The organism is Lysobacter tyrosinilyticus (assembly GCF_054779815.1).
The window spans coordinates 171,343-186,002 of sequence record NZ_BAAGXN010000001.1 but is presented as its reverse complement, the minus strand read 5'-3'; the positions used below and the strand labels follow the sequence as shown (position 1 = coordinate 186,002).

Sequence of the window (14,660 nt, the reverse complement as noted above, 5' to 3'; positions counted from 1 at the left end):
CCATCGCGGCGCGGCGCCGATGTCGATCAGTTGCATCCGACAATTGTAGCGATGCCTGGAGCTCCCTCGCCCCGCTTGCGGGGTGAAGGCGGGCGCTTGTGCGCCACTGGCGCACGTCCAACTGAACGCCCTTGCGCTGTGCGTAAGGGCCGGGGGCGCAGCGAGGGACCGCTTCGCGCAGCGAAGCAGGGTGAGGGGTGTGCGCGATCTGTGCCGGCTTCGCCAGCGCGCCCCTCATCCGGCGCTTCGCGCCACCTTCTCCCCGCGCGCGGGGAGAAGGACAAGCAACCGCGGCGAAAGCACAGATCCCAATTATCCTTTCGCAGTGAACCGCCCCACCTTCCCCATCGACAACCTCCTGCCGCGCATCCGCGAATCGCTGGCAACTCACACACGCCTGGTGCTGGAAGCGCCACCCGGCGCCGGCAAGACCACCCAGGTCCCGCCGGCGTTGCTCGACGCGCCCTGGCTGGCCGGCAAGAAGATCGTGATGCTGGAACCGCGCCGCGTCGCCGCACGAGCTGCCGCGAACTTCATGGCGAAACAACGTGGCGAGGACGTCGGCGGCACCGTCGGCTACCGCATCCGCTTCGAGAACAAGGTCTCGGCCGCGACCCGGATCGAGGTCGTCACCGAAGGCATCCTCACCCGCATGATCCAGGACGATCCGACCTTGGACGCGGTCGGCGCGCTGTTGTTCGACGAATTCCACGAACGCCATTTGTCAGCCGACCTCGGCCTGGCGCTCGCGCTCGACGTGCAGGCCTCGCTGCGCGATGACCTGCGTCTCGTGGTGATGTCGGCCACACTCGATGGCGAACGCCTTGCGAACTTCCTCGACGCGCCGCGCCTGAGCAGCGCCGGCCGCAGCTATCCGGTGACGATCACGCACTTTCCCGGCAAGCGCGAGGAAGCGCTCGAACATCAGACCCGACGCGCCATCGAACACGCGTTGACTCAGCATCCTGGCGACGTACTGGTGTTCCTGCCGGGGCAACGCGAAATCGCTCGCACCGACGCGGCGCTGGCGAGCAGCGAGGCGAGTCGCCAGGTCGACGTATTGCAGCTGCACGGCGAACTGCCGGTCGAGCAGCAATCGCGCGTGCTGCAGCCCGATCCCGACGGACATCGCCGCATCGTGCTCGCCACCAATGTGGCCGAATCCAGCGTGACCCTGCCCGGCGTGCGCGTGGTGATCGACAGCGGCCTCGCGCGCGAGCCGCGTTACGACCCCAACAGCGGCTTCGCGCGTCTGGACGTGGTCAATATCGCGCAGGCGTCGGCCGACCAGCGTGCCGGCCGCGCCGGCCGCGTCGCCGAAGGTTGGGCGTATCGCCTGTGGCCGGAATCGCAGCGGCTGGAACCGCAACGCCGCGCCGAAATCGCCCAGGTCGAACTCGCCGGCCTCGCATTGGAACTGGCTGCGTGGGGCGACGCGAATCTGCGCTTCGTCGATGCACCGCCTCCGGGCGCGCTCGCCGCAGCGCGTGAATTGCTACAACGACTGGGTGCGCTCGATGGCGCGGCCATCACGCCACTCGGCAAGCGCATGCTCGCGCTGGGCACGCATCCGCGACTGGCCGCGATGCTGCTGGCGCCGACCGATACCGACGAGCGTGCTTTGGCCTGCGATCTGGCCGCACTGATCGAGGCGCGCGATCCGCTGCGCTCGCGTTCGGATGCGCTTGCCGAACGCTGGCAGGCCCTCGCCGCATTCCGCAGCGGACGCGTGCCTGCCGATGCCTCGCGTTCGGCGCTCGCCGCGCTGGATCAGGCGGCGAAGCAATGGCGCCGCCGCGTGCGCGTCGATCCGCCGCCGCGGTCGCACCTGCCCTCGCACGTGCTCGGCGATGTACTGCTGCATGCGTACCCGGATCGCATCGCGCGCCAACATCCATCCGATCCCTATCGCTATCAGCTTGCCAACGGTCGCAGCGCGAAGCTGTTCGATGATAGTGCGCTGTATGGCGAGCCGTGGCTGGTGATCAGCGAACTGCGCGACGAAGCCCGCGATGCGCGGATCATGCGCGCCGTGCCGTTGGACGAGGCGCGTTTGCAGCGCGAATTCCCGCAGCGCTTCGTCAGCGAGGACCGCGTGGTCTGGGACGCGAACACGCGCGGAATCGCCGCGGTACGCGAACGCCGCTACGACCGCATCGTGCTGGAGAGCAAGCCCCTGGCGAAACCGGATTCGTCGCGCTATGCCGATGCGCTGGTCGATGCAGTACGCCAACTGGGTCTCGACGCATTGCCGTGGACCGAGGGCCTCACCCAATGGCGTACGCGCGTGCGCTGCCTGCGCAGCTGGATGCCCGAGCTGGACGCATTGCCTGATCTTTCCGACGCCGCGTTGCTGTCGACACTCGATGACTGGCTCAAGCCGGCGCTATCCGGCAAGACCCGGCTGGATGCGCTCGATGAACAGGCCCTGGGCGAAGCATTGAAGTCGCAGGTCGACTGGTCGCTGCGGCAGAAGATCGACGCGCTGGCGCCGACGCGAATCGTGGTGCCGTCCGGGATGGAGCGGCGGATCGAATACGGCTTCGATGCGACTGCGAATGAGGGTGCCGGTGCGCCGGACGCGCCGGTACTGGCGGTGAAATTGCAGGAGCTGTTCGGTCTCGCCGATACGCCGCGTATTGCCGACGGACGCGTGCCGTTGACGCTGCATCTGTTGTCGCCGGGCGGCAAGCCGCTGCAGATCACTCGTGATCTGCGCAGCTTCTGGGATCGCACCTATCCGGAAGTGAAGAAGGAGATGAAGGGGCGGTATCCGAAGCATCCGTGGCCCGAGGATCCGTGGAGTGCCACGGCGACGCATCGGGCGAAGCCCCGCGGCACGTAACGTTCGTTACCCGCGGCGGCGGTGGGACATCGTCATAGTCACGCGCCGTGGCGGCGCGGCCCGAGGATCCGTGGAGTGCCACGGCGACGCATCGGGCCAAACCCCGCGGCACGTAACGTTCATTACCCGCGGCGGCGGTGGGACATCGTCATAGTCACGCGCCGTGGCGGCGCGGCCCGAGGATCCGTGGAGTGCCACGGCGACGCATCGGGCGAAGCCCCGCGGCACGTAACGTTCATTACCCGCGGCGGCGGTGGGACATCGTCATAGTCACGCGCCGTGGCGGCGCGGCCCGAGGATCCGTGGAGTGCCACGGCGACGCATCGGGCGAAGCCCCGCGGCACGTAACGTTCGTTACCCGCGGCGGCGGTGGGACATCATCATGTTCACGTGCTGTGGCGGCGCCCCTACACGCCAAGTCAACGAACTACAGGGGACACTGGGGCCCGTTTTCGAGGGCAAAACCCGAGGTCGTTCATGAACAGGATCGAAGCGGTTTCCGAACGTGCGCTGGAACTGGCCAGTACCGTAGGCAGCAACGTCCGGCATGCACTGCCCAGGGCGGGAGATCTGCTCGACGCGGGCGCGAAGCTGGCCGTACTGAAGAGCGGGGCGCGCGTGGCCGGCAAATTCGTGCGCCGCAATCCGGTGGTCATCGCCGCTGCGGTCGCGGGCGCCGGACTGCTCTGGTACGCGATGCATCGGCGTGCGAAGCGGGCCGAACGCGACAGCTACGACGACGCGACGATCGAAGGCAGCGCGCGACGTGTGGAGGCCCGGCGCGACACCAGCGCCCGGCGCACGCGCAACACGCGAACAGGCGCGCGCACGCGTACACAACCGTCGGCGCGGACCTAGCGTCCGCGCGCGCGGAATTACGGCGGCGACGGCACCGGCCGCGCCGCGATGGCACCCGCCGCCTCGGGCAGTTCGACCACGAACTGCGCGCCGCCGCCTTCGCGCGCCTCGTACCAGAGCTGGCCGCCGGCCTTCTCCACGATCTGCTTGGCCAGCGACAGTCCGAGTCCGCTGGACACGCCATCGTGGCTGTCATGCAGACGGGTGAAGGGCCGGAACAGCAGGCGCTGCTGCTCGGGCGGAATGCCCGGGCCGCGATCGGCGACGACCAGCTGCCAGTAGCCCGGCGCACCGCTGCGGACCGCCAGCGTGAGTTCGCAGTCGGGTGCGTACTTGAGGGCATTCGTCACCAGGTTTTCCGCCACCTGACGCAGCACGCGTTCGTCCATCGCCACGCGTGCCTCCGCCGGCGGCGGCACCGCGAGCACGCGGATGCCGCGCGCCTCCAGTTGCATGCCATAGCGGCGCAGCAACCAGTCCAGTGTGGCTGCGAGATTGACCTGTGCACTGGTCGCGGTCGGCGCGTGGGTGCGGGATTCCAGATAGGCACTGATGTAACCGAGCGCATCCTGCGCGCTTTCATTAATGACGGTGAGGTAGTGCGGAACGCGCTCGGGCTTGCAGCCCTCGCTGCGCAGCAGGTCGCTGGCGAACACCACGCTGGACAACGGGTTCTTGAGGTCGTGCGCCACCAGGGTGACCAGCTCCTCGCGTTCGCGTGCCACGCGGGCAAGGCGGTCGCGGGTGAGCTTGAGGCCGATGTGCGCATTGACGCGCGCCAGCAGTTCTTCGGGCAGGAAGGGTTTGGTGACGTAATCGACCACGCCGGCCTCGAAGGCGCGCAGCAGCATGTCGCGATCCTGCGCGGCAGTGACGAAGATCACCGGCGCCACCGGCGGGGGCAGGTTCTGCAGTGCCTTCAGCACTTCGAACCCATCCATGCCCGGCATGATCATGTCGAGCAGGACCAGGTCCGGGGGCGCTTCAAGGTAATGGGCCACGGCCTCATCGCCCTTGGCGGCGCCGACCACTTCGTAACCCTGGCGGCTGAGCAGGGTGCTCACCACCCGCAAATTCACCGGTTGGTCGTCAACGACCAGGATGCGTCCGTTTTGCGCGACGTGGCTCATCGGAACGGCAGTGGGACTGCCTGGGCTCCTGCGCCGGAAGCTGTCGGGTCCTGCAAATTAGCAGAAAGTGCACGGACCGCGGCGGGGCTCGGCAGCACTACCTGAACGGATCAGGCGACGTGTCATTACCCCCTTGCGTGCGATAGCCATCGCGATTACACGCGCCGCCATTCGCCCGACGCCAGCCCATCCACTCGCTGTCCGCCGACCGCTACGCGCACCAGACGCAGCGTGGGCAGGCCGACTGCCGCGGTCATGCGCCGCACCTGACGATTGCGACCCTCGCCGATGGTGAGTTCGAGCCAGGCATCGGGGACGGTCTTGCGGTAACGCACCGGCGGGTCGCGCGGCCATAACACGGGGGCATCGATGCGCTGCGCCTGCGCGGGCCTTGTGAGGCCATCGTTGAGTTCGACCCCGCGCCGTAACGCGTCCAGTTGCTCGTGCGTGGGGTCGCCTTCGACCTGCACCCAGTAGGTCTTGGGCTGCTTGTGTTTCGGATCGGTGAGCCGGTGCGCGAGTCCACCGTCGTCGGTCAGCAGCAGCAGGCCCTCGCTGTCGAAGTCGAGTCGTCCGGCGGCATACACATCCGGCGGCAATCCGAATTCGGCCAGCGTGCGTCGCGGCGGCGTGCTGCGATCGGTGAACTGGCAGAGCACGCCGTACGGCTTGTTGAAGGCGATGAGCATGCGGAAGCGTGGGGCGCGCGGTGATTGCGCGGGCGGATTTTCGCGCTACATCGAGCCGGCGGCCAGCGTTGCTTTTGGAGGACGCATTGGAAGCGTCGTGGTTTTTCGTTACCAGCCGCGCGCGCGGCATGTTGAAGTCGCGGCTCGCAGTTGGTCACGAGCGGAGCGGGGGCGTGTGAGTGTGCCCCCGCCTTAGAAGCGCCGTGGTTTTCCGTTCTCACCCGCCCGCGCGGCCCTGTTGGAGCCGCGGCTCCCCGTTATCCGCGGGCGGGCTTTTTGAATCGCAGGGTCATCCGGTCGCTCTCGCCGATCGCCTTGTACTTGGCATCGTCCGCAGCGTCGTGGTTGTTGGTGGGCGGCAGCGTCCAAACACCGTTGGGATGATCGGTGGTGTCCTTCGGGTTCGCATTGATCTCGCTCTTGGACTCGAGTACGAAGCCGGCCTTGGTCGCATAGTCGATGACCAGTGCTTCGGTCAGGTAGCCGGACTGCTTCATCGTTTCCAGGCTGGTGCCGGGCTTGGCGCGATGATCGACCACGCCCAGGGTGCCGCCCGGCTTCAACACGTCGAAGAACGCCTTGAAGTAGGCATCCGCGTTGCCATCGCTGACCCAGTTGTGCGCATTGCGGAAGGTCAGCACCACATTGGCGGAACCGGCGGGGCCGAACACCGGCGCCTTCGGATCGAACACGCGCACATCCGGCGAGCCATACACCGCGACGTTGCCGGCGAGCTTGGTGCGCAGCTCCTGGTTGAGGCGATAGCGATAACCGGGTTGGCCGGGAATCGCGTCGTCCCATACCGCGGCGACATAGCGGCCGTGCTCGCGCAGGTACGGCGCCAGCACCTCGGCGTACCAGCCGCCGCCGGGAGTGATTTCGATGACGGTGTCGCGCGGGGCCACGTTGAAGAACGACAGGGTCTCGTACGGATGCCGGTAGCCGTCGCGCGCGCTGTTCTTCGGATCGCGCCAGTCGCCGGCCAGCACCGTGCGCAGCGCCGTCGCATCCGTCGCCGCGGCGCTCGCAGTCGAAGGCGCTTCAGGGGAAGTCGTGGTGGCGCAGGCCACCAGGGCGGCCGGAATCAGGGCAGCGAGCAACAGGCGTTTCATGCGGAGCTCCATGCGGAAAGAGTGCGCAGCCTAGCGCCATCGCGTTGCGGACGGCCACGCATTGTTTGTCCGCAGTGTTCCGCCCAGCGTCAACGCCGCGGACGCGTCGGCTTGGTCGCTGTGGTGCGCCGATTCGCGCCCGCCATCCGCGCCTGCACGCATTCGGCCGAAGAGATATAGGCCTGGGCCTCCTCCAGCAGCCAGGTGCGGAAGGCCTGCAGGCCGCGGTGCGGTTCGGAGCGTTCGGGATAGACCAGGTAGTGTGCGTACTCCGCCTTCAGGCGTTCGTCGAACAACGTCACCAGACGTCCGGCTTCCACCATCGGCCGCGTCAGCGTCAGCCGGCCCAGGGCGATGCCCAGCCCTTCCACGGCGGCGCGGTGCAGGGTTTCCGAATCATCGAAGTTGGCGACGAAGCGCTTCGGCGCGGTGCCGCCGAATTGCGCGAACCAGTCGCTCCAGCGTCCGCCGGGCGCGCCCAATAGCGGAAACTCACCGAGTGTCTCCAGGGTCGGCCGACCCAGCCGCGCGACCAGCTCGGGACTCGCCGTCGGCCCGACCCAGTCGTCGAACAGATGCACCGTGCGTAGGCCCGGCCATTCGCCCGGCCCGTAGCGCAGGCCTGCGTCGATGTCGGTTTGGCGTTCGAAATCGACCCGGTTCACGGTCGACTGCAGGTTGATCTCGATCTGCGGATGCGCGGCGAGGAAGCGCGGCAGGCGCGGTACCAGCCAGCTCGACGCGAACGAGGGCATCAGGGTGATCGTGAGCACGTCATCGCGGCGCGCGCGATACGGCTGCAGCGCTTGTTCGATTGCATCGAAATGCGGCGACACGCGATCGAACAGGGATTGCCCGTCGGCGGTGAGTTCGACCCCGCGCGCGCCGCGCACGAACAGGCGCTGGCCCAGGCGCTCTTCCAGGCCGCGGATCTGGTGGCTGAGCGCACTCACGGTGAGGTGCAACGACTCTGCCGCGCGCGACAGGTTGCCGGCGCGCGCGGCGCTCACGAAGCCCTGCAGGGCGTGTAATGGAGGACGGCTCATCTTGAATTACATTCAACCCTGTCTTGCAGAATCGTCGCTTTTTCAAGGGGTAACTAGAGCCTAGATTTAATCCAACTTCAAGACATGGCCATATTGGCCGGGAGCAGGAGATGAGCATCTGGACCGGATTGTTGTTCCTCGAGGGAGCGATCGCCGACACGGGTCTGGCACGTGAACTCGCCGACACCGAAACCACCGCTGTCGCGCCCGCGCGCCGCACCCGCCGCCGGGTCCGCAATGACCAGGAGAAGACCATGAACGTGTTCAAAGGCCTGCTGTATCTGCTCGACGCCGATCAGCCCGCATCCCCCGTCCTGATTGAAAACCGCCGTTATGGCGCGGCCACTGCGGCCGACGAATTCGGTGCCTCGCTCGGCAACCGCGCCGCCTCCGAACGCCGCTTCGGTGTCGCTGCCCCCCGCGAGCGCATCGACCTCGACGCCACGGCCGATTGCCGCTGAGCGCCGCGGTTTCACGCAACTGCAAGAGCGCTTGCGCGTGGACGTCATCAACGCTGCGGAAACTGCACGCGCTTCCCCTGCCGGGCCAGGACGGCCCTGGCGGGAAGCAGCCCCCCAAGGAGCACGGCCATGAATCTGTTCACGAGCGATCTGTTTACCCCGGCAATGCTGGCCGGTCTCACCACCCCGGCACCGCGCAGTTATCGCGCGCCCGCATTCGGACGTCGCTATGGCCGCGCTGGCGCAGCGGCCGTCCACACGGCCCCGTTGGTGCGCCTGACCCCGCGGGTGCTCGAAGCCCCCGGCGACGAACGCGTGTTGCTCGATTACGACCTGGCGGCATAAGCGCGATCACGCGCCGCATCGTCCCGATCGCGGACAGAGCATCCATTTGAAACCCCGAGGCCCGCGACACTGCGGGCCTTGTTGCGTGGGGGCAGGTACGCGCTGCCGCGCCAAGCGCACGTTTTAGTTGACAGTTTGGCTGTCAATGCGAATCATTCGCATCTTTATTGCCTTACTCCGGATCTTCCATGTCTCTGCGCCCTGTTGCCGCAGCCGTGCTGCTCGGCCTGTCGCTGTCGCCCCTGCTCGCCCACGCCGATGAAAACTACTTCGGCTATTCCTACGGCTCGGAGACCCTGCCCGCCGGCGGCAACGAGGCCTACCTCTGGCTGACCCAGCGCACCGGCAAGGGCGCCGGCGACTACCGCGCCACCGACGTGCAGTTCGAGTACGAACACGGCTGGACCGACACCTTCCAGACCTCGTTCTATCTGACCGGCCGCGCCTACGACTATTCCGGCGGCTCGATCGTCGACGAAGAGACCGGCGAAGCCGAAACCCTGGATCGCAACCTCGACTTCGACGGCGTCAAGGCGTCGATGAAGTGGAGCCTGCGCAGCCCCGAGCGCAACGGCTACGGCCTCGCGCTGTACGTCGAGCCCGAATACCAGACCCAGCACCGCCCCGACGGCGAACGCTTCAAGGAAGTCGGCGTCGAGACCAAGCTGCTGCTGCAGAAGAACTTCCTCGACGGTCAGATCGTCAGTGTCTACAACCTCACCCTCGAACCGGAATGGGAACGCGAGGACGGCGAGTGGGAGCCGGAGCTGTACGTCGAGAACAGCGCGGGTGTCTCCTACCGTTTTGCCTCGAACTGGTTCGCCGGCGTCGAAACGCGCGTGGACATGGCCTATCCCGAATACGGTTCGCGCGAATTCTGGGCCTGGTATGCCGGCCCGACGTTGCATTACGGCGGCCAGAAGTACTGGAGCACGCTGACCTGGATGCCGCAGCTCAAGGGCGGCCCGAACGATGCCGCGCGTTCCGAGCGCCTGCATCTGGAAGAGCGCGAGCGCACTGAAGTGCGACTGAAGCTCGGCGTCAATTTCTAAGTTTTCGCGTCATCCCGAGCGCCGCGCGGCTGCACCTGCGTGCGGCGGTAGCGCAGCTCTCGCTGCGCCCGGATGACGGTGCCCTCATTCAACTTCAAAAACCACAATTCATGTCTCTTCGCACCCTTGTTCTCGCCGCCGCCCTGTGCGGCACCGCCGTCATCGCCCAGCCCGCGCACGCCGACGAAAACCTGTTCGGCTACGTGCGCGGCGCCGAGACCATTCCGCAAGGCGGCTGGGAGCTGTACCAGATCGGCACCCTGCGCACCGACAAGGGCGCGGGCCACTACCGCGCGTTCGACTACGAGGCCGAAATCGAATACGGCGTCAGCGACAAGTTCAATGTCAGTGGTGCGGTCCGCGGCATGTCGCTCGATACCCATGGTATCCAGGTCGATGGCTACATCCCCGGCGACCGCGAATTCGGCTTCAAGGTGTCGGGCGTGGAAATCGCCACCAAGTACAACTGGCTGCGTCCGGCCGCGGACGGCATCGGTCTGTCCGGCCGCGCGGCGCTGGAGTATTCGCGCATCGACAAGCACTCGGGCTTCCCCAAGGACAAGCTCGACGCCGACTTCGATCTGCTGGCGCAGAAGTACTTCCTCGACGCGCAGCTGGTGTGGGTCGGCAACCTCGGCCTGGAGGCGACCTACGCCAAGCGCAAGCCGATCAAGAACCTGCCCGCGAACTTCGAATGGCCGACTGAGCCGGAGATGGAGATCGAACTCAACGTCGGCACCGGCCTGACTTACCGCTTCGCGCCCAATTGGTACGCTGGCGCGGAAACCCAGTACGTCACCGAGTTCGAAACCGAAGTCGGCCAGGAGCGCTGGACCGTGTTCGCCGGCCCTACGCTGCACTACGGTAGCCAGAAGTGGTGGGCGACGCTCACCTATTTCAAGCAGTTGCGCGGCGGCAAGGAGGCCTTCGCCGAGCAGGACGACTTCGATCTGCACCTGATCGAGAAGACCAAGCAGGAAGCGCGCCTGAAGGTCGGCTTCAACTTCTAAAATCCGCATCCCGCGATCCCTGCTGCCGAGAACCCAACAATGCGCCGCGACTTCCACGTGCAATGGCTGTTACCCGCCACCACCATGCTGGTCGCGGCGGCACCGGCAAGCGCGACGACATACTTCAGCGTCGAACAGGCGCAGCAGAAGCTGTTCGCCGGACAGGCGATGACGCCGGTCGCGATCAAGCTGACGCCGGAGCAGGCCAAGGCCGTACAGAAGGCCAGCGGCCTGCGCGTGCGCGAGCCGGCGCTGAAAGTGTGGCGCGCCGCCAACGGTGGCTGGTTCTATCTCGATCAGGTACTCGGCAAGCACGAGATGATCACCTACGCGCTGGCGCTCGACGCGAGCGGCGCGGTGACCGGGCTGGAAATCCTCGATTACCGCGAGACCTACGGCGGCGAGGTGCGCAATCCGAAGTGGCGTGCGCAGTTCACCGGCAAGAAGTACGGCGCACCGCTCAAGCTCGACGTCGACATCGTCAATCTCTCTGGTGCGACGTTGTCGAGCGCGCACGTGACCGAAGGCGTGCGCCGCTTGTTGGCCACGCATCAACTGGTGGTCGCGGCGAAGTGAACGCCGTCGCGCGCGCGGAGGTCACGCGGCCGGCGCCTGCCGTGCCGGTGCAACGCGCGCGCCCGCTGCTCGGCACCGTCGTGGCGATCCGCCTCGATGCCTGCGCGCACGACGCCGATGCGGCCATCGACGCCGCCTTTGCCGAGATCGAGGCCGTGCATCGCGCGATGAGCTTCCACGAGGCGGATTCGGAACTGTCGCGGCTCAATCGCAAAGCCATGCACACGGCGCAACCGGTCGGTACGCGGTTGTGGCGCGTGCTGCGCGCCGCGCTCGCCCTGGCACGGGCCAGCAACGGACGCTTCGACCCGAGCATCGCGGCGCACCTGGTGCGTTCCGGGCACCTGCCCGAGCCCCTGCACGCGCCGACGCCCGACCCGCATGCGACGTGGCACGACATCGAATTGCTGCCGCAGCGCCAGGTGCGCTTCCGGCGCGCGCTGTGGCTGGATCTGGGCGGTATCGCCAAGGGCTACGCAGTGGATCGCGCCGTCGCGGTCCTGCGCGCACATGGCGCACAGGTGGGCGTGGTGAATGCCGGTGGCGATCTGCGCGTGTTCGGCGATAGCGAGGAGACCGTGCTGGTGCGCGAGCCCGCCGATCCGCGCCGGTCGCGACCACTGCTACAACTGCGCGAAGGCGCGGTGGCCACCAGCGCCGGCTATTTCAGCGCGAATGCCGGCGGCAGTGCGCTCGTCGATCCGCACACGAAGGCCCGACTGGGCAGCGATGTCTCGGTCAGCGTATGCGCGCCACGCGCACTCTGGGCCGATGCGCTGACCAAGGTCGTGCTCGCCGAACCGGTTGCCGCGGCTCCCTTGCTACGGCGTCTGCATGCACAGGCCGCGTTGCTCGATCACTACGGCACCTGCCGGAGCCTGCCATGACCCGCCATCACGGCCACGAACGCCTGCGCCTGCCGCGCTGGGTGCGCTTGTACACCTACGCCGGCGGCGCGCTGTGTGCGCTGAGCGGCGGCGCCTGGCTGCTGCTGCATCACTTCGTGCGCACCGAAGGCGAATTCGGCCCGGAGCCGTCCGTCCTCGAACATCCCAGCCTGGTCGCGCACGGCGTGCTGGGCCTGGGCATGATCTGGCTGCTGGGCCTGCTCTGGTTCCCGCACATCCGCCGCGGCTGGAGCCGGCGCGAGCACCGTTGGGTCGGCGGCAGCATGGCCGCGCTGATGCTGTGGCTCGCGCTGAGCGCCGCCGCCCTGTACTACCTCGGCGATGAGACCTGGCGCGGCTGGGTCAGCGTCGGGCACTGGGCGCTGGGCCTGTTCGCGGTGCTGTGGCTGCCGCTGCATATCTGGATCGGGCGCCGCCGCCTGCGCCGCGGCGCCTGAACCGCATATTCCGCGCCGACAGGCGACTCGTTACGATCAGGCATGGCGCGCACAAGGCGCGCCGGCGTTGTGGGGAACGCGATGAAGCTCAGATTGATCGTCCTGTTGTCGGTGGCATTGGGTCTCGTAAGCGGCGCCTTCCTGAATTCGCTGCTGACGACCAAGCGCCACGCCAAGGAGCTGGCCGCGGCCCGCGCCGAAGGCCGCGTCGAAGCCGAAAAGGCGATGGCCGACGACTTGGCCGCGCTCAAGCCGGTGGTGTTGAAGAAGGTCGCCAACGCTGAGAGTAAGCCCGACGGCGCGCACTTCGGCTACGAATACGTGAAGCCGAAGAACGAGGCGCTGCTGCCGTTCTATCAGCTCGCCCACGACGGCGACCTGCTGCATCACCTGCCCGAAATCCAGGCGATCGACGGCCTGCTGCTGCTGCCGCGCCCAATCAAGTTCGTAATGGCCGAGTGCCGCGAACCCAACGCGTTCTATTCGCCCGAACGCGGCGAAGTGGTGATGTGCTACGAGACCATGCAGGTGCTGCGCGATCGTGGCCAGGAACTCGCCAAAGAGCAGAACCTCGGCGACGACTACGCGCAGAAGTACCTTGCGGCCAACCTGCGTTTCATCCTGCTGCACGAAACCGGCCATGCCCTGATCGACATGCTCGACATCCCGATCACCGGACGCGAGGAAGACGCGGTCGACCAGCTCGCGACCACGCTGATGCAGCGCTTCGCTGGGCTCAACGAATCCTCGCGCCAGACCGCCGACAATCTGCGCATGGCCTCGAACTGGTTCCTGATCCGCAGCACCGGCCAGTACAACCTCGATGCCTACGCCGACGAGCACGCGCTGGGCGAGCAGCGTTATTTCAACCTGCAGTGCCTGATCTACGGCAGCAACCCGGCGCGCTACGTCGGCATCGTCACCGACGGCGACCTGCCCGCGGCGCGCGCCAAGAACTGCCCCGCCGAAGCCCGCCGGGTCAACAAGGCCTGGTTGCGCCTGCTGCTGCCGCATGTGGCGCCCAAGTACGAGATGACTGAGGAGAAGGCGAACCGCCTGTTTGAACAACGCGAACGCGAGCGCAACCGCAACGCCGACCTGCCGTACGTGCGCTAGCCGCGGACGCCGCCGTGGATTTCCAGCGACGCGCTCAGGGATTCCGGGTCCGGCCGCTCGTAGCGGCCGACGCGTCGGCCTTGCACGCCGCGGTGCGTACCTCGGTCGATTCGCTCAGCTACTGGTTGCCGTGGTGTCACCCCGACTATTCGCTGGCCGATGCGGAGGCGTGGGTCACTTACGCGGAAGCGGCGTGGGCGCGGCAGAGCGAATTTCCATTCGGCGTGTTCGATGAAGTCAGCGGCGAACTCATCGGCTGCACCGGACTGAGCCAGGTCAACGGTCTAAACCGTTCGGCCAATCTGGGTTACTGGATCGGCGAGACGCATCGCGGTCGCGGCCTCGCCACGCGCGCGGTTGCGCTGACCGCGGCCATCGCGTTCGAGGAGCTGGAGCTGGTCCGGCTCGAGATCGTGGTCCTGCCGCACAACCAGTCGAGCCTGAGGGTCGCCGAAAAGCTCGGCGCAACACGAGAGACCGAGGCGCGCAATCGGCTGATGTTCCAGAGTCGGCCATCCAGCGCGGTGGTCTACTCGCTGATACCGGGCGATCTGGCTGCGGACATTGTTCGCGATTGAAGCCGCAACGCGGCGCCGACAGGGAGAGCAGCATGAAGAAATCGCCACCCGCCGAATCGCCCGATGCCTACGTCGCCGCTCTCACCGGTTGGCATCGCGCGCTCGTCGAAGGTCTGCGCCGCGCCACGCTTTCCGCCGGCAAGCTCGAGGAGCGGATCAAGTGGGGCCACCTGGTCTACTTCTCCAACGGTCCGGTGTTGCTGATCCGCGCAGAAGAGCGGCGCGTGCTGTTCGGATTCTGGCGCGGCAAGCGACTGCGCGAGCTGGAGGAACGCCTGAAGCCAGGTGGCAAGTACGAACTGGCCACTATGGTGCTGGCGGAGGGCGACAAGATCAGTCCGGCGCGGGTGAAGGCTTTGGTGCAGGCGGCGATCGAACTCAACCACCGCGTCGGTGATCCGACGGCCGCATCCAGTCCGGCGTGATCGGGAATGCATGTGCGACGTTCGCGGGTGGCGACGCCGCGCATGCTCCTCTGGATTCCCTAGACGCCGGGC

Annotated in this window: 16 protein-coding genes; 12 read left to right on the top strand and 4 right to left on the bottom strand. The window is 67.0% G+C overall.

The window, feature by feature from the left end:
- Positions 1–325 precede the first annotated feature (325 nt).
- Complete coding sequence (gene hrpB, locus ACYVGK_RS00810) at positions 326–2,845, top strand: ATP-dependent helicase HrpB (RefSeq protein WP_460731326.1); 2,520 nt, start codon at positions 326–328, stop codon at positions 2,843–2,845.
- A 477-nt stretch (positions 2,846–3,322) separates the two neighbouring features.
- Positions 3,323–3,703 (top strand): hypothetical protein, encoded by a 381-nt coding sequence (locus ACYVGK_RS00805; protein ID WP_460731325.1) that lies wholly within the window; start codon positions 3,323–3,325, stop codon positions 3,701–3,703.
- Between the two features lie 17 nt (positions 3,704–3,720).
- Here the strand turns inward: ACYVGK_RS00805 and ACYVGK_RS00800 are convergent, their stop codons facing one another.
- The 4 genes from ACYVGK_RS00800 to ACYVGK_RS00785 all read right to left on the bottom strand — a co-directional run bounded on the left by ACYVGK_RS00800 (position 3,721) and on the right by ACYVGK_RS00785 (position 7,680).
- On the bottom strand, positions 3,721–4,833 hold the full coding sequence (locus ACYVGK_RS00800; protein ID WP_460731324.1) for a hybrid sensor histidine kinase/response regulator: 1,113 nt from the start codon (positions 4,831–4,833) through the stop codon (positions 3,721–3,723).
- Positions 4,834–4,988: 155 nt separating this feature from the next.
- Complete coding sequence (locus tag ACYVGK_RS00795) at positions 4,989–5,522, bottom strand: pseudouridine synthase (protein WP_460731323.1); 534 nt, start codon at positions 5,520–5,522, stop codon at positions 4,989–4,991.
- A 257-nt stretch (positions 5,523–5,779) separates the two neighbouring features.
- Positions 5,780–6,634 carry a class I SAM-dependent methyltransferase gene (locus ACYVGK_RS00790; protein ID WP_460731322.1) on the bottom strand — a complete coding sequence of 285 codons (855 nt, stop codon included), beginning with the start codon at positions 6,632–6,634 and terminating at the stop codon, positions 5,780–5,782.
- A gap of 89 nt (positions 6,635–6,723) precedes the next feature.
- The gene (locus tag ACYVGK_RS00785) at positions 6,724–7,680 is read right to left on the bottom strand and encodes a LysR substrate-binding domain-containing protein (protein WP_460731321.1); all 957 of its coding nucleotides are present in this window, start codon (positions 7,678–7,680) and stop codon (positions 6,724–6,726) included.
- 110 nt (positions 7,681–7,790) lie between these two features.
- Between ACYVGK_RS00785 and ACYVGK_RS00780 the strand changes: the two genes are divergently transcribed.
- From ACYVGK_RS00780 to ACYVGK_RS00735, 10 genes are all read left to right on the top strand, one after another.
- Positions 7,791–8,141, top strand: a complete 351-nt coding sequence (locus ACYVGK_RS00780) for a hypothetical protein (protein WP_460731320.1) — start codon at positions 7,791–7,793, stop codon at positions 8,139–8,141.
- A gap of 129 nt (positions 8,142–8,270) precedes the next feature.
- The gene (locus tag ACYVGK_RS00775) at positions 8,271–8,486 is read left to right on the top strand and encodes a hypothetical protein (protein WP_460731319.1); all 216 of its coding nucleotides are present in this window, start codon (positions 8,271–8,273) and stop codon (positions 8,484–8,486) included.
- A 188-nt stretch (positions 8,487–8,674) separates the two neighbouring features.
- Complete coding sequence (locus ACYVGK_RS00770; protein ID WP_460731318.1) at positions 8,675–9,538, top strand: DUF6662 family protein; 864 nt, start codon at positions 8,675–8,677, stop codon at positions 9,536–9,538.
- A gap of 110 nt (positions 9,539–9,648) precedes the next feature.
- Positions 9,649–10,548, top strand: coding sequence for a DUF6662 family protein (locus ACYVGK_RS00765; RefSeq protein WP_460731317.1), 900 nt, complete (start codon positions 9,649–9,651; stop codon positions 10,546–10,548).
- Between the two features lie 39 nt (positions 10,549–10,587).
- On the top strand, positions 10,588–11,124 hold the full coding sequence (locus ACYVGK_RS00760) for an FMN-binding protein (protein ID WP_460731316.1): 537 nt from the start codon (positions 10,588–10,590) through the stop codon (positions 11,122–11,124).
- Entirely contained in the window at positions 11,121–12,011 is an 891-nt protein-coding gene (locus ACYVGK_RS00755; RefSeq protein ID WP_460731315.1) for an FAD:protein FMN transferase, read from the top strand. Before ACYVGK_RS00760 ends, ACYVGK_RS00755 begins: the two co-directional genes overlap by 4 nt.
- The gene (locus ACYVGK_RS00750; RefSeq protein WP_460731314.1) at positions 12,008–12,469 is read left to right on the top strand and encodes a hypothetical protein; all 462 of its coding nucleotides are present in this window, start codon (positions 12,008–12,010) and stop codon (positions 12,467–12,469) included. Before ACYVGK_RS00755 ends, ACYVGK_RS00750 begins: the two co-directional genes overlap by 4 nt.
- 81 nt (positions 12,470–12,550) lie before the next feature.
- Positions 12,551–13,585, top strand: coding sequence for a DUF4344 domain-containing metallopeptidase (locus ACYVGK_RS00745; RefSeq protein ID WP_460731313.1), 1,035 nt, complete (start codon positions 12,551–12,553; stop codon positions 13,583–13,585).
- Positions 13,586–13,599: 14 nt separating this feature from the next.
- On the top strand, positions 13,600–14,163 hold the full coding sequence (locus ACYVGK_RS00740) for a GNAT family N-acetyltransferase (RefSeq protein WP_460731312.1): 564 nt from the start codon (positions 13,600–13,602) through the stop codon (positions 14,161–14,163).
- 32 nt (positions 14,164–14,195) lie between these two features.
- Positions 14,196–14,588: a DUF1801 domain-containing protein gene (locus tag ACYVGK_RS00735; protein WP_460731311.1), complete on the top strand. Its 393-nt coding sequence runs from the start codon at positions 14,196–14,198 to the stop codon at positions 14,586–14,588.
- Positions 14,589–14,660: the final 72 nt, after the last annotated feature.

Coding starts and splice junctions, on each gene's coding strand:
- ACYVGK_RS00805 (WP_460731325.1), top strand. CDS start 3,323: ATGAACAGGATCGAAGCGGTTTCCGAACGTGCGCTGGAACTGGCCAGT.
- ACYVGK_RS00800 (WP_460731324.1), bottom strand. CDS start 4,833: ATGAGCCACGTCGCGCAAAACGGACGCATCCTGGTCGTTGACGACCAA.
- ACYVGK_RS00795 (WP_460731323.1), bottom strand. CDS start 5,522: ATGCTCATCGCCTTCAACAAGCCGTACGGCGTGCTCTGCCAGTTCACC.
- ACYVGK_RS00790 (WP_460731322.1), bottom strand. CDS start 6,634: ATGAAACGCCTGTTGCTCGCTGCCCTGATTCCGGCCGCCCTGGTGGCC.
- ACYVGK_RS00785 (WP_460731321.1), bottom strand. CDS start 7,680: ATGAGCCGTCCTCCATTACACGCCCTGCAGGGCTTCGTGAGCGCCGCG.
- ACYVGK_RS00780 (WP_460731320.1), top strand. CDS start 7,791: ATGAGCATCTGGACCGGATTGTTGTTCCTCGAGGGAGCGATCGCCGAC.
- ACYVGK_RS00775 (WP_460731319.1), top strand. CDS start 8,271: ATGAATCTGTTCACGAGCGATCTGTTTACCCCGGCAATGCTGGCCGGT.
- ACYVGK_RS00770 (WP_460731318.1), top strand. CDS start 8,675: ATGTCTCTGCGCCCTGTTGCCGCAGCCGTGCTGCTCGGCCTGTCGCTG.
- ACYVGK_RS00765 (WP_460731317.1), top strand. CDS start 9,649: ATGTCTCTTCGCACCCTTGTTCTCGCCGCCGCCCTGTGCGGCACCGCC.
- ACYVGK_RS00760 (WP_460731316.1), top strand. CDS start 10,588: ATGCGCCGCGACTTCCACGTGCAATGGCTGTTACCCGCCACCACCATG.
- ACYVGK_RS00750 (WP_460731314.1), top strand. CDS start 12,008: ATGACCCGCCATCACGGCCACGAACGCCTGCGCCTGCCGCGCTGGGTG.
- ACYVGK_RS00745 (WP_460731313.1), top strand. CDS start 12,551: ATGAAGCTCAGATTGATCGTCCTGTTGTCGGTGGCATTGGGTCTCGTA.
- ACYVGK_RS00735 (WP_460731311.1), top strand. CDS start 14,196: ATGAAGAAATCGCCACCCGCCGAATCGCCCGATGCCTACGTCGCCGCT.